The 13,814-nt window shown below is 35.1% G+C and carries 16 protein-coding genes; 6 read left to right on the top strand and 10 right to left on the bottom strand.

What is annotated here, in order from left to right:
- Positions 1 to 76: 76 nt before the first annotated feature.
- A complete protein-coding gene (locus tag AC1Q8L_RS25625; RefSeq protein WP_000859489.1) occupies positions 77 to 331 on the bottom strand; it encodes a biotin/lipoyl attachment domain-containing protein in 255 nt (84 codons plus the stop codon).
- Between the two features lie 293 nt (positions 332 to 624).
- On the opposite strand from AC1Q8L_RS25625, the gene AC1Q8L_RS25620 reads away from it, so the two are divergent.
- Complete coding sequence (locus AC1Q8L_RS25620; protein WP_001258420.1) at positions 625 to 2,028, top strand: sigma-54 interaction domain-containing protein; 1,404 nt, start codon at positions 625 to 627, stop codon at positions 2,026 to 2,028.
- Between the two features lie 83 nt (positions 2,029 to 2,111).
- Complete coding sequence (locus AC1Q8L_RS25615; protein ID WP_000063861.1) at positions 2,112 to 2,315, top strand: hypothetical protein; 204 nt, start codon at positions 2,112 to 2,114, stop codon at positions 2,313 to 2,315.
- Positions 2,316 to 2,359: 44 nt separating this feature from the next.
- Here the strand turns inward: AC1Q8L_RS25615 and truA are convergent, their stop codons facing one another.
- The 6 genes from truA to AC1Q8L_RS25585 form a co-directional block, all read right to left on the bottom strand.
- On the bottom strand, positions 2,360 to 3,097 hold the full coding sequence (gene truA / locus AC1Q8L_RS25610; RefSeq protein ID WP_000553114.1) for a tRNA pseudouridine(38-40) synthase TruA: 738 nt from the start codon (positions 3,095 to 3,097) through the stop codon (positions 2,360 to 2,362).
- Between the two features lie 56 nt (positions 3,098 to 3,153).
- The gene (gene rlmD, locus AC1Q8L_RS25605) at positions 3,154 to 4,533 is read right to left on the bottom strand and encodes a 23S rRNA (uracil(1939)-C(5))-methyltransferase RlmD (protein ID WP_000615211.1); all 1,380 of its coding nucleotides are present in this window, start codon (positions 4,531 to 4,533) and stop codon (positions 3,154 to 3,156) included.
- 10 nt (positions 4,534 to 4,543) lie between these two features.
- A complete protein-coding gene (locus AC1Q8L_RS25600) occupies positions 4,544 to 5,407 on the bottom strand; it encodes a DNA-3-methyladenine glycosylase family protein (RefSeq protein ID WP_000269415.1) in 864 nt (287 codons plus the stop codon).
- Positions 5,408 to 5,466: 59 nt separating this feature from the next.
- Positions 5,467 to 6,249, bottom strand: coding sequence for a delta-lactam-biosynthetic de-N-acetylase (pdaA, locus tag AC1Q8L_RS25595; protein WP_000875957.1), 783 nt, complete (start codon positions 6,247 to 6,249; stop codon positions 5,467 to 5,469).
- 125 nt (positions 6,250 to 6,374) lie between these two features.
- Positions 6,375 to 7,895 carry a class I fumarate hydratase gene (gene fumA, locus AC1Q8L_RS25590; protein ID WP_000413528.1) on the bottom strand — a complete coding sequence of 507 codons (1,521 nt, stop codon included), beginning with the start codon at positions 7,893 to 7,895 and terminating at the stop codon, positions 6,375 to 6,377.
- Positions 7,896 to 8,101: 206 nt separating this feature from the next.
- Positions 8,102 to 8,284, bottom strand: coding sequence for an SE1561 family protein (locus AC1Q8L_RS25585; protein WP_000513558.1), 183 nt, complete (start codon positions 8,282 to 8,284; stop codon positions 8,102 to 8,104).
- Between the two features lie 213 nt (positions 8,285 to 8,497).
- Here AC1Q8L_RS25585 and yfkAB point away from each other — a divergent pair, with 213 nt between their 5' ends.
- Positions 8,498 to 9,625 (top strand): radical SAM/CxCxxxxC motif protein YfkAB, encoded by a 1,128-nt coding sequence (yfkAB, locus tag AC1Q8L_RS25580; protein ID WP_000156022.1) that lies wholly within the window; start codon positions 8,498 to 8,500, stop codon positions 9,623 to 9,625.
- A 34-nt stretch (positions 9,626 to 9,659) separates the two neighbouring features.
- Here yfkAB and AC1Q8L_RS25575 read toward each other — a convergent pair whose 3' ends face one another.
- Together AC1Q8L_RS25575 and cax are read right to left on the bottom strand one after the other, a co-directional pair.
- Positions 9,660 to 10,457 carry a YfkD famly protein gene (locus AC1Q8L_RS25575; RefSeq protein WP_002083605.1) on the bottom strand — a complete coding sequence of 266 codons (798 nt, stop codon included), beginning with the start codon at positions 10,455 to 10,457 and terminating at the stop codon, positions 9,660 to 9,662.
- Positions 10,458 to 10,538: 81 nt separating this feature from the next.
- Positions 10,539 to 11,594, bottom strand: a complete 1,056-nt coding sequence (cax, locus tag AC1Q8L_RS25570) for a calcium/proton exchanger (protein WP_000482136.1) — start codon at positions 11,592 to 11,594, stop codon at positions 10,539 to 10,541.
- A 179-nt stretch (positions 11,595 to 11,773) separates the two neighbouring features.
- Between cax and AC1Q8L_RS25565 the strand changes: the two genes are divergently transcribed.
- The 3 genes from AC1Q8L_RS25565 to AC1Q8L_RS25555 all read left to right on the top strand — a co-directional run bounded on the left by AC1Q8L_RS25565 (position 11,774) and on the right by AC1Q8L_RS25555 (position 13,131).
- Positions 11,774 to 12,190, top strand: a complete 417-nt coding sequence (locus AC1Q8L_RS25565; protein WP_000550219.1) for a pyridoxamine 5'-phosphate oxidase family protein — start codon at positions 11,774 to 11,776, stop codon at positions 12,188 to 12,190.
- A gap of 156 nt (positions 12,191 to 12,346) precedes the next feature.
- On the top strand, positions 12,347 to 12,493 hold the full coding sequence (locus AC1Q8L_RS25560) for a BH0509 family protein (RefSeq protein WP_000817786.1): 147 nt from the start codon (positions 12,347 to 12,349) through the stop codon (positions 12,491 to 12,493).
- Positions 12,494 to 12,702: 209 nt separating this feature from the next.
- Complete coding sequence (locus tag AC1Q8L_RS25555; RefSeq protein ID WP_000100295.1) at positions 12,703 to 13,131, top strand: EamA family transporter; 429 nt, start codon at positions 12,703 to 12,705, stop codon at positions 13,129 to 13,131.
- Positions 13,132 to 13,142: 11 nt separating this feature from the next.
- Here the strand turns inward: AC1Q8L_RS25555 and AC1Q8L_RS25550 are convergent, their stop codons facing one another.
- Positions 13,143 to 13,736 (bottom strand): DedA family protein, encoded by a 594-nt coding sequence (locus tag AC1Q8L_RS25550; protein WP_000434876.1) that lies wholly within the window; start codon positions 13,734 to 13,736, stop codon positions 13,143 to 13,145.
- Positions 13,737 to 13,814 lie beyond the last annotated feature (78 nt).

Here is a 13,814-nt window from a genome sequence, read left to right as displayed (position 1 = left end):
ATTTAATGTAAGCGTTTTTAAAATTATTCACCGTAAAAATAATGATTTAAAATAGCAAAAATACATATCACTTACATTAATCACTGCCTGTTACTAAAAGGTCATCCCTTACTGTTATTAATAACTTTTGATCAGCAATAGCTTGTCCTTCTACTACTTCTAATGATTCAATATAACCACTGATTCCTATCTTAATTTCTACTTTCTGTTTATCTATTGTTTCAATTAACGCTAATTTCTCCCACTCGTATACGTAAGAACTTTCCGTAACAAATAACTTCTCTACTTTTCCATAACAAGGACTATACACACCTTCTATAACTGTCTTCACTTTATAAACCCCTCCCTCTTATTAATTGACACCGAAACGTTGTATATCCTGTAAAAATTCATATTCTCCCCTCTAGAGATTTCAAATATTATTTATGCAAAATGCGTACCAAGTCTCTAATTCATATATTAAATGAGAGTTTTACACAAAAAAGCGTGCACAACCGCAAAATTTTTCTATCATTTGAAAAGTTTTAAAAGAAAAATAGCAAAAAAATTTTGCGGTTTTATAAGAATTTTAATAAAATTATAAAAAGTCAGTCTTCATAGGGTGAAATGAGGAGAAGATAATCTATGCGTACAGAAGACATTAATTTTAAACAGATCATTGAAATGAACATGCTATATGAAACTTTACTCAATGAACTCGATATCGGGATTCATATTATTAATGAGGAAAGTAAAACGATTATCTATAACCGCAAAATGATGGAAATTGAATCAATGGAACGCTCAGATGTATTATATAAAAGTCCTTTAGAAATATTTGCATTTGAAGAAAATAAAAATAGTACTCTTATAGAGGCATTAAAATTAGGAAAAACAAACAAAAATATAAAACAAACGTATTTTAACAATAAAGGACAAGAAATTACAACGATTAACGATACTTTCCCTATAATAGAAAATGGAAAAATTAAAGGCGCTATTGAAATATCAAAAGAAATTAGTAACTTAAAGCAAACAATAAGAATGGGCCCTTCTCGAAAACAAAGTACTAAATTTACCTTTGATCACATAATTGGTGATTCTGAAGCTATTCAATCAATCATTACTGAAGGAAAAAGAGTAATTCGTACATCTTCCTCCATACTTCTAGTAGGAGAAACAGGCACTGGGAAAGAACTATTTGCACAAAGCATCCATAATGAAAGTCAGCGTTCAACAAAACCCTTTATTTCACAGAACTGTGCCGCTATACCTGATACACTCATGGAAAGCTTATTATTCGGTACAAACCGAGGTGCATTTACAGGAGCTATCGATAAAGCTGGTTTATTTGAAGAAGCGAACGGAGGAACTTTGTTATTAGATGAAATCAACTCATTAAGTCCAGCACTTCAAGCGAAGTTACTACGAGCTATACAAGAAAAAACAATACGAAGAATTGGAGGCACACACGAAAAAGAAATTGATGTTCGTATTATAGCAACTATCAATGAAGATCCTTTCGAAGCCATCGCACATAATCGATTAAGAGAAGACTTATATTACCGATTAAGCGTCGTTACTTTATGTCTTCCGCCTTTACGTGAAAGAAAAGAAGATATTCTAGCTCTTGTTCAGCACTTTATTGAAAAATATAATACTCAATTTGGGCTCAACGTAACCGATGTAGATGTAAATGTAAGAGAATTTTTCTATGCATACGATTGGCCTGGAAACGTACGGGAGTTGGAACATATAATTGAAGGTTCCATGAACTTGATAGAAGATGAAACCATCATTACAGCGTTTCATATGCCTACTCGCTTTCGTGAACGAATAAAAACAGAATTCAATATGCAGCATGCACTAACTAATCACAATACTGATGCACCTAAAACTTTAAAACACACAATAGAAAAAATGGAAAAGAACTACATTAATCAAATTCTTAAAGAGAATCATGGCAACATTTCACAAGCTGCAAAATTTTTAGGATTAAGTAGGCAAAACTTACAATATCGAATTAAAAAACTGCATTTACACATATGAAATGAACATGTCTCCAAGTGCAAAAACAACTTGGTAAAATATGTTATAATAAACGTATAACATGCTAGAAAGGGGCTATATATATGAGTAATGATAAAAAATTAAAGTTATTACAATACTTATACTTTTTCCCTGCCATGCTCTGTATGATGTTATTCATTAATGCCGATGTAAGCAGCTCTCCTTATGCAAAGCTATTAGGAACAATTTTTGGCTCCTTTGCAGCTATTATGCTTGCTGCTTTTTGGAATTTAAAGCTACGTATAAAAAATGAAAAATCTTCGTAATACTAAAAAAATCGAGCTACTTAGCCCGATTTTTTTATTTGCCATTAAAACTCAACATTCTCTAAATACAACCCACTTGCCTCAGCAAGACAATTAATTTGATTGCGCTGCTTTTCTTCTAAAATGTTTGGAATTGCTTCAGCATCTAATTGTCCTAATCCAACTTCAATTAATGCCCCAACAATTTTTCTTACCATATTATGAAGGAAGCCGTTACCACTTACTCTAATTTGTACAAACCCTGCCTCTTCCATCACATCAAGTGTATATACTTCTCGAACCATAGATTTTTTCTTTGATTTCGCATTTGAAAAAGCAGTAAAGTCATGTGAACCAACTAAATGTTTTGCAGCTGCTTTCATGCTTTTCACATTTAATTTTTTATTCACATGCATGCTGTATTTACGCATAAATGGATTTGTATGCTCTTCATTCCAAATTTTATACAGATATGTTTTTGCTTTAGAATTGTAACGAGCATGGAAACGATCATGTACTTCTTCCACATTCGTAATGCTAATATCATTAGGTAAATATTGATTTAAATATTTTTTCACTTTATGTTCCACTAACTTCTCATCACTTTGAAAGTTAGCAACTTGATTCAAAGCATGTACACCAGCGTCTGTTCTACTACAACCGATAATTTCAATTTCTTTTCCGATCATTTCAGATATGACACTTTCGATTTTTCCTTGAATCGTATTATCGTTATTACCGAGACGTTGCCATCCTTTAAAACGTGCACCATCGTACTGAATCGTTAATTTATAATTATGCATAATATTCTCCTTCATAGAAAATATTCCCTCATACCATGAGGGAATATTAATAAACTTTACTTTCTAACAAGCTTCACTACATTTTCTACGTGAGCTGTATGCGGGAACATATCAACTGGTTGCACATACTCCACTTCATAGCTCTTCATTAATGCTTGTACATCACGTGCTAATGAAGAAGGATTACAAGACACATACACAACTTGTTTCGGCTTCACTTTTAAAATTGTTTCCAGTAATTTATCATCGCAACCTGTACGTGGTGGATCGACAACAATTACATCTGGACGCCATCCTTCTTTTACCCATTTCGGTAACCATTGTTCAGCTTTACCTGCTTCATATTTCGTATTTGTAAATCCGTGACGCTTCGCATTTTTTCTTGCATCTGCAATCGCTTCTGGAATTACATCCATACCACGTACTTCCGCTGCATCATTTGCAAGCCAAAGTCCGATTGTACCAACACCACAATACGCATCTACAATTTTCTCATCGCCTGTTAACGCAGCTGCTTTTTTCGCTTCATCATATAAAACAATTGTTTGTTCTGGATTCAACTGGAAGAATGCACGTGCTGATAATTCAAATGATAAATCGCCAAGTGTTTCTTGAATTACTTCTTTTCCAGCTAATTTAAATGTTTTGTCTCCAAAAATAACAGATGTTTTACGCCAGTTTACATTTTGCATAATTGATTTAACCGCTGGCATCTGTTTTTGTACTTCTGCAACAAATTGTTCTTTATTTGGTAATTCTTCTTTTGTTGTAATAAGTGTAACTTGTACTTCCCCTGTTTGAACTGCAGTACGTGTTACAATTGTGCGTACTAAACCTTTTTGTTTTTTCTCATTGTAAATAGAAACATTTAATTTTTCTAAAATACGTCTTACAACTTTTGTCGCTTCATTCGTTGCTTTATGTTGAATCATACAGTGAGCAATATCAATTAACTGATGTGAGTTTTGTTTATATAGCCCTGTAATAACCTTTTCGTCTTTACGCCCCACTTGTAATTGACTCTTATTACGGTAATGCCATGGATTTTCCATGCCAAGCGTTGGACGAATTTTCTCTTCCATACTGTTTTTCATGTACTTCTCAAATGCTTGTACAACGATATCACGCTTTTGATTCAATTGTTCTTTATAATCTAAATGTTGCAGCTGACAACCGCCACACTCCTCATATACTGGACACGGTGCTTTCACACGATGCGGTGAAGCTTTACGAACTTTTTTCACTTTCGCTTCAGCGAAGCCACGCTGAATTTTCGTTGTTTCTGCAACAACTTCTTCTCCTGGTAATGCCCCTGGAATGAAAACAACTTGTCTCTTAAAATAACCAACGCCTTCTCCGTTAATCCCAAGACGTTTAATTGTCACAGGAAACGTTTGACCAACTTCCAACTTACTCTCATGTTGCTTTTGTATCATTATTACACCTCTACTCTATACTTTTCCATAAATATAACGCTGCATAACTGCAGTATGGTTCACACTCTTGTTTCACTTTTTCTAAAAATGCATCATCAGGTTTATCATCTAATTGAAATATACCTTGCACTGCACGCTGAATCCCAATGTCCGCTTTCGGGAACATATTTTTCCGTCCAAGCCCAAACATTAAAAAGTTTTGCACTGTCCATGCACCAATTCCCCTAATTGGCAACAATTGTGCTGAAACTTCTTCTTCCGTCCCATTTTCTATACTCGCTAAATTTAATGTACCACTGACAATACTTCGACCTAATCCTACTATATATTCAGCCTTTCGCTGACTAAACTTCTGCTCTCTCAATTCTTCTATTGAAATATTTGCTACTATTTCCGGAGTGGGGAAAAAGAATACACCGTTCTTCTCTATTCCATACCGTTTCACAAATTGTTCTGTTAACACAGTAGCAAATTTCAAATTTATTTGTTGGTGAATGATACAGCGAAGAAGACAAGCAAAATAATCAAATTCTAAAATAATTGGAGTATAAGCATATGTTTCAAATAGTGGACGTAATGATGTGTTTAAAAAATGATTTTGTATATCTTGAAACGGTTCATTCCAATGAAAAATGGCCCTCATTCGTTTCATGACTTTCTCCGGATTTCCTGTCTGACTAGAAATCCAAAACTGTGGATTTTGAACAGTACCAATCCCTTGTAAGCGAACAATAACCTGTTCCTCGTCTATACAAAGCGGGATATAAATGACTTTCTCATCTAATTGAATGACGTTAAGAGGATCAAAAGATAAACGTTTTAATACTTCTTCAAAATGATACGGATACTCTAACGTAACATGTTCGCTCCACATACGTTTCCCCATCCTTTTTACACATCATTATAGCATGAGAAAACCGTAAGCATACATGCTTACGGTTGATTGCTTTTTACTAAGTCATCTAGACTTTTAAAATGATACCCTTTCTCGCGCAAATCATCAATGATTTTCGCAAGTGCTTCTGCATTATCTTTTGATATTGCATGAAGTAATAAAATAGATCCTGGGTGAATCATCGTCATAACATTATTATGCGCATATTGCCATCCTCTTTGCTGATCCACTTTCCAATCCAAAAATGCAAGTGACCAAAATACATTATAGTAGCCCATTTCTTTCGTAAGAGCTAACGTTCTTTCACTAAATACGCCGCGCGGAGGACGTACATATTTCACTTCTTTTTGCCCAGTTACTTTTTTAATTTCTTCCGTTACACTCGTTAATTCTTCACGAAGCTTCTCATCATTTACCGCTGTAAAATCAGGATGACTCCAAGAATGATTTCCAATAATGTGTCCTTCATCCTTCATTCTTAACAATAAATCTTTTTGTGTTTTAATGTAATGCCCCGTTACAAAGAAAGTTGCTGGTACTTTTTTCTCTTTTAATACATCTAAGATTTTCCCTGTGTATCCATTCTCATATCCATTATCAAATGTTAAATAAATATCTTTTTTCTTCGTATCTCCTAAATAAAACCCGCCATTTTTTTGCAGTAAATCCGTATATAACTTTCCTGCATCTGGTACTGTTTCATTTTTAGGACGCGGGATTCCCCAGTTATGTGGAGTATTTGTATAAGCCAATGCCGAAACTGGAACAAGTGCCATCATAATTGAAAAAATGAGACCGATATATAACCATTTATATTTCATAAATAGTCTCCTTTCCATATATAATCGTACCTGTAGTTTCTGTTTACTTACTTACTTTCATGCTGTGCATGTTTTTCTATATATACCAAAAAATGCATCTCGAAAGATTCGAGATGCATTTTTGTTTATTTAAATACCGGCTCTTTAAAGCTCGCTAATTTTTCAAGTGATGTTTTATCAACATCTGCATGTAAACTATTACCATGAGAGTCCATCGTTACAACTGCTTTAAAACCTTCAATGCGTAAATGCCACATTGCTTCTGGAATACCAAATTGTAAGAAATCAACATCTTTCACTTCTTTAATACATTCAGCATAATATTGCGCCGCACCGCCAATTGCGTTTAAGTACACGCCGCCGTGTTCTTCTAAAGCCGCTAATGTTTTCGCACCCATACCGCCTTTTCCAATAACAGCGCGAATACCAAATTTCTTCATAATATCGCCTTGGTACGGTTCTTCACGAATACTTGTCGTTGGACCTGCCGCTTTAATTTGCCAATTGTCATTGTCATCTTTCACAACAACTGGACCACAGTGGTAAATAATTTGTCCATTTAAATCTACTGGACAATCATTATCCATTAAATGCTTATGGATTGCGTCACGACCTGTATACATCATGCCATTAATTATTACAACATCACCAACGCGAAGTCCACGAATTTGCTCTTCTGTAATTGGTGCTTGTAATACAATCTCACGTTGCTCTGTTTTTTCTTGTGCTTCATGCTGAAGTGTATCTTCACCTTCTTGATATAACCAATCCATAATTTCACCTGTTTCAGGATGGATTGTTACACCTAGGCGGCGATATGCCCAGCAATTATACGCCACAGATACGTAGAAGCTAGCCGGCAGGCGGTTATACACGCCAATTTTACAGCCCAGTAAAGTTGTTTCTCCACCAAATCCCATTGTACCAATGCCAAGCTTATTCGCATTTTCTAATACGTACTCTTCAAGTTGTTGTAACTCTGGTACTGGATTGACGTCATCTAATGTACGGAATAATTGATTTTTTGCTAATTCATAACCTGATGTGCGGTCTCCCCCGATACCAACACCAATTACACCAGCACTACATCCTTGACCTTGTGCTTGGTATACTGCATGAAGAAGGCATTTACGAATTCCTTCTAAATCACGGCCAGCTCGTCCAAGTCCTTCTAGTTCACACGGTAAGCTATATTGAATATTTTTATTCTCACAGCCACCACCTTTTAGGATTAAACGTGCATCAATATAATCTTTTTCCCATTGTTCAAACTTAATAACCGGTGTACCTGGTCCTAAATTATTTCCACTATTGTCTCCAAAAAGAGAGTCAACAGAATTTGGACGAAGTTTACCATCTTTTGTCGCCCGCTCAAGCGCATTATAGATAGCTTCCTTCAACTTTAATTGGTTCACACCAACTGGTGTATAAATTTTAAACGTTGGCATCCCTGTATCTTGGCAAATCGGTGAGATGTTATCATCAGCCATTTTAATATTATTTGTAATTGTGCCAAGTGCCATCGCAGAACGAGTCCCTGCATTTTCTCGCTCTTTCGCTTGTTGAATCGCACGACGAACATCTTTCGGTAAGTTCGTTGACGTTTCAACAATTAGTTGATACATGCTTTCTTGAAGCTTTTCCATTGTTACTTCCCCCTCAATTGTGAACGCTACCAAAACGTTATGAGCTGAAAATTCCATTGTTATGCTCTTTAGCTTTTTATTTGTTTCACGCTATTAAAGCATAAATGAAATTTTTCACAACTTGATTATACCTCTTTTTCTATCGTCCTTCTATTATCCGCACAGAAAAAGGCTACCAAATTGGAATTGGCAGCCTTTTTAATATATTATTCGTCTTTTTTAAATTGCTCACATTTTAATTCTAATTCATCTAACATTGCAAGAAGACGATCTACATCTTCTAATTCTACTTCTTCAGGTTCAATTGTATCAATTACTTCAATGAACATATTTAAACGCTCTTTTAAATATACTAATTGTGTATCTTTATCTTGAATTGCTTTTCCCATGAAGGCACTCTCCTTTTAATTCGAGTTGCTTTTATTATACCGCAAAAATGATTGCTATGGGCATGAAATTTCATCAATTTTGTCACAGTCATCCACTATAATGTAAGCCCTCTCTCTTTTCACGCTAAAAAGTTTCACTTTATAAAAAGCACATATTCTTCTATTATAGAGAATAGACAAATTGTTATTTCAATAGTCAAAGGAGTATTTCATATGACGATATCACAAAAAATGAAGCCGATTACTCCTTCTTACGATCCATGGGAAGCGTATATGGACCTTGAAGAGTACGGCAAACTACTATTAACAAATGTTGAATTTACAACGACGACGTTATGCAATATGCGCTGTGAGCATTGCGCTGTTGGTTACACGTTACAGCCGAAAGACCCAAATCCGCTTCCGATGGATCTTTTATTAAAACGATTAGATGAGATTCCTCATTTACGTTCTTTAAGTATTACTGGCGGAGAACCTATGCTTTCAAAAAAATCCGTCGACAACTATGTAACACCACTCTTAAAATACGCCCATGAACGAGGCGTTCGCACTCAAATCAACTCTAACTTAACTATAGATTTAGCACGTTACGAACAAATTATTCCTTATTTAGACGTGTTGCATATCTCTCATAACTGGGGAACAATTGATGACTTCGTTGAAGGCGGATTTGCAATGATGGAGCGTAAACCTACTTACGAACAACGTGCAAAATTATTCGAAAGAATGATTACAAATAGTAAGGCTCTATCAGATGCAGGTGTACTTGTATCGGCCGAAACAATGTTAAACAAAAGAACTCTACCACATATTGAACATATTCACCGTCAAATCGTCGAAGAGATGGGCTGTAAACGTCATGAAGTTCACCCAATGTATCCAAGTGACTTCGCGAGTAATCTAGAGATTTTAACAAAAGCTGAAATTCGTGATGCTATTGAGCATTTACTAGAAATTCGCGATGAAAATGTATGGATGTTATTTGGAACGTTACCTTTCTATGCTTGTAGCGATGACGAGCGAGACATTGCCACATTTAAAAAATTACAAGAGAGCAAAAATGTCACTGTTCGTAATGATCCAGATGGCCGTTCTCGTTTAAATGTAAATATTTTCGATGGAAATATTATTGTGACGGACTTTGGTGATGTTCCACTTCTAGGAAACATACAAACAAACACATTACAAGAAGCATATGACAAATGGAGTGCTTCAAAAACAGCAAAATCATTAAGCTGTCACTGTCCTGCAGTAAAATGTCTTGGACCAAATGTTCTTGTAAAAAACAGCTACTATCCGACAGAAGATTTCTTATCAAAAACAGCAAACATTACATTATAAAAAACGTCAGCTTATAAGCTGACGTTTTTTTATGTTATTGCGAGTGGGAGGAAGAAATGAATTTAAAAAATAAATGATCATGAATTGGAATCGCCGCTCCAATTCCTTGAGAAGTAATATTTTTCACAACAAGTCTTTTTTGATTTCCCTTTAATACAAGATACACTTCTCCAAATGTTACTTTTCCCTTTTCATTTACTGCTGGTGTATAAGCGTATAAATATCCGAGTTGACTCGGACTAATATTATACACACGCTCATGTCCAGTACCATAACCAATAGTTGTTTTAAACGAAAGGGGCAATTGTACTTTTTCAAGCGCTTTGAGAAGCATCATTTTTTTCACATCTGCAGCATCTTTCATATCTGCTGTTAAATCGCCTTCAACCGTCTTTTGTGTTTCTTGCTTATAGCGAAGTGGATATAAACGGTCTCCTCCGCGATTATCATACACATTTCGATTCACTTGTTTATATTCCCAATTAATCGATGTGTCTACTGATTCATAATGTAAAGCCCATTGACCTAAATAAATTTTTGCCCGGTACCCTACTGCAAGCGGCGCATTTGAAATTGTCGTTTCATTAAACATCCGAATTAAGTCTGGATTTTCAATTTTAATATTAGCTGTTTTCAATAGTTCTTGAGCAAACTTACTTGGCTGTAAACGTGGCAAATCTTGCGCATCATTTGGAAATGTATTGTCTTTTGAAATATTTAAAACAGATGAAGGCATTTTTGTTCCTACTGTTGTCTTTGCAAAACTCATGTTAGGAAATAATAAAATAAACGAGACCATAGTTGAAAGACATATGCTGTATACTCGTTTCACCTGTCTGGCTCCTTCCTATGTAAAGGTATATATACTACTTTGTTTATTGTTTTCTCTGAGCACAATTGTTATGCCTATTTTTCATAATAAATAAAAACCAATTCCCATAATGACATACGCCGCTAGTAAAGTGCCGCCTTCAAACCAGTTTGTATCTCCATCATTTGAAATCGCAATCGTTAAGAAAACGGCTGTAATCATAGATACAAGTTCTGGTATGGTAAATACTAAAGGCATCCTCTGCGCGAAGAACATAGATAGCAATACTAGTACAGGAGCAACAAACATGGCGATTTGTAATGTAGAACCTATTGCAATTTCGACTGCAATATTTACTTTATTTTTATAAGCCATAATAATTGCAGATGCATGTTCCGCTGCATTTCCAACAATTGCAACGATAATAACCCCTATAAATAATTCTGACCAACCAAATGATTTTGCAACAGTTTCAAAAGTATGCACGAGCGCCTCTGATACATAAGCTACCGCCAGTGTTGCTATCGCTAAAATAAGGAGTGCCTTCCCTTTCGACCACTCTGGCTCTTCTTCATGCGCTACTTCGTCACTTTTATGTTGATATACACCACGGTGCGTAACTAACTTAAATAGTAATGCAGCAATGTACATGATAATCATAATAATAGAAACACCTATACTTAATTGATACGTCTTGCCAACGTCCATCTTCATTGAAAAGATCTCTGGAATAACAAAGGCCACGACAACAGCAAATATTAATAAAGCTGAATTATGCCTTGCATCGTAAACGTTAAAGCTTTGCCTTTTATATTTAAGTCCACCTACAAAGAAGGATAGTCCTCCTACTAATAATAAATTTCCAAGTACAGAACCCGTTAAAGAAGCTAACACCACTTCAATTAACCCTGCTTGAAGTGCAAAAATTGAAATGATAAGTTCAACAGCATTACCGAAAGTAGCATTTAATAATCCGCCTATTCTAGGACCAGATACAATTGCTAAACTCTCTGTTGCTCTCCCCATAAAACCAGCTAACGCGATAATCGTAATACAATACACAGCGAACATAATTGTTTCTGGCCAATGAAGTGTTTTTCCAAGTACAGATAGTGGTACACCTATAAGTGCTACTATAAGAAATATTTTATTAAACATGCTTTTCACCCTTCCATCGTATGTATTTCTCCACAATATTATTATTATTCTTCTCCTAACTTGTCCGATTTCATCACAATTACGTTTAAAAAATCGGATTGAAGAAAACAGTATGAAAGATATTTAAATTATCTTGTTTAAACAGACAGAATTATAAATTGTGAAAAGGGGTTAAAATTATGCACTTAAAAGAAAAAATCGCAACTATTATTCAAGGTCAACGTACCGGTGTATTATCTACAGTACGAAATGAGAAACCTCATAGCGCCTTTATGATGTTTTTCCATGAAGATTTTGTACTGTACGTTGCAACAGATCGACAATCAAAAAAGATAACAGATATTGAAAACAATCCTAATGTCCATGTATTACTCGGACGAGAAGGAAAAAAATTAGATGAAGATTATATTGAAGTTGAAGGGTTAGCTTCAATCGAGGAAGACTCGACATTAAAAAACAAGTTTTGGAATAATAGCTTAAAACGTTGGTTACTCGGTCCTGAAGACCCTAATTACGTATTGATAAAAATCAATCCCGACACAATTTATTACATCGATGGTGCCGGTACGACGGAGCCTGAGTTTTTACGACTATAAAATAAAACAAGCCCCCCCCTTAGGTGGGCTTGTTTTGTCGAAAAGTTCTTTTGAAAAAAACAATAAAATAGGTGGAACTTTCTAAAGATTCTGTTATATAATAGAAGTAACTTAAATAAACTGTATTAAAACAGATTGAGAGGAGAAATAAAATTGATGAAGAGAGAAGAACGCAAAAACATGATTGAGTTTATTGAAAAGAAAAAAGGGATTGAGCGTGATGAATTACTGTTTATGACAGACGATGAAGTAGAACATATTTATAATGTAACGTACTTTTTATATGAGGAAATTGCAGAGTAGTATAATAATCCCCACCTTATTAAAAATATAAGGTGGGGATTATTTCGTTATTTAGCCCACTATTTGCGGGCAGTCAAACTCCCACCTTAAAATTCAGGTGGAACAAGAAGTTAAGTTGAAGTCGCGCTTCCTATAAACCTCAATTGCTTCAACTTTATACATGAGAATCATTTTCATGTATAATACTGTAAGATTGGAGGAATTTTACTATGAGTTCGTGGCTCTTATTTGCACTATTATCAGCAATTGCTGCTGCCCTTGTATCGATTTTTGGAAAGTTTGGTTTAGACGGAATCGATGCAAACGTTGCAACAACAATTCGATCTATTATTATGGCATTATTTATGATAGGCGTTATTATCATACAAGGTAAATTTCAAAATATCGGCGACGTACTGCTAAATAAAAAAGCACTGCTATTTATCACATTAAGTGGGATTGCAGGTGCTTCGTCATGGCTATTTTATTTTCTTGCCCTCAAAACAGGAAAGGTTTCACAAGTAGCTCCTGTCGATAAATTAAGCGTCGTATTTTCTATCATTCTCGCTATGATTATACTCGGTGAAAAGTTAAACTTTATGACCGGCGTTGGTGTAGTCTTTATTACAGCTGGTGTATTATTTATTGCTTTCAGCTAAAAAAACCGCTATTAGCGGTTTTTCTTTTTCTTTATATAAAACCATACAACACATGTAACAACTGCTGAAATTAATAAAATCCATATTCCATAATGATGTAAACTATACTCAACGAAGCGCCACTTCTCGCCTAACTTCCAGCCAAGCCCAATAAAAACACTTATCCAAATGAGCGCACCACCGTAAGCGTACAAACAAAAACGCCAAAGTGTCAAATTTGATACCCCAGCAAAATATGCTGTTAAATGACGTACTCCCGGTATAAAATAACCAATCATTAAAAGAAATGGCCCATATTTTTCAAATAAAATATGTGTTTTTTCAATGTGATGTTCTTTAATTCTAATTTTCGGCCCATATTTCTTTAAAACAGGGAGCCCAAGTTTTAAACCTAATATGTAGCTTAACGTGATCCCTAACATCGCACCAGCCATCCCACTTAAAAAAGCAGCAGTTCCTGACATAACTCCTTTTGAAACATTATAACCAACAAAGGTCAATAAAAACTCGTCTGGTATCGGTAATCCGACAATCCCACCAGCCAAAGCTATAACAATTCCAAAATAGCCATAATGCGCGATTAACTCGCCAATATGTTGTTCCATTCGGAAGACACATCCTATGCACGATCGTTATTCCACATTGTACCCTTTCTATCTTTAAGGCAAACATGGTATACATAT

Source organism: Bacillus sp. GW823-FHT06A11, assembly GCF_058795355.1.
The sequence above is the reverse complement of the archived record's forward strand: the minus strand, read 5'-3'. Positions and strand labels throughout refer to the sequence as shown.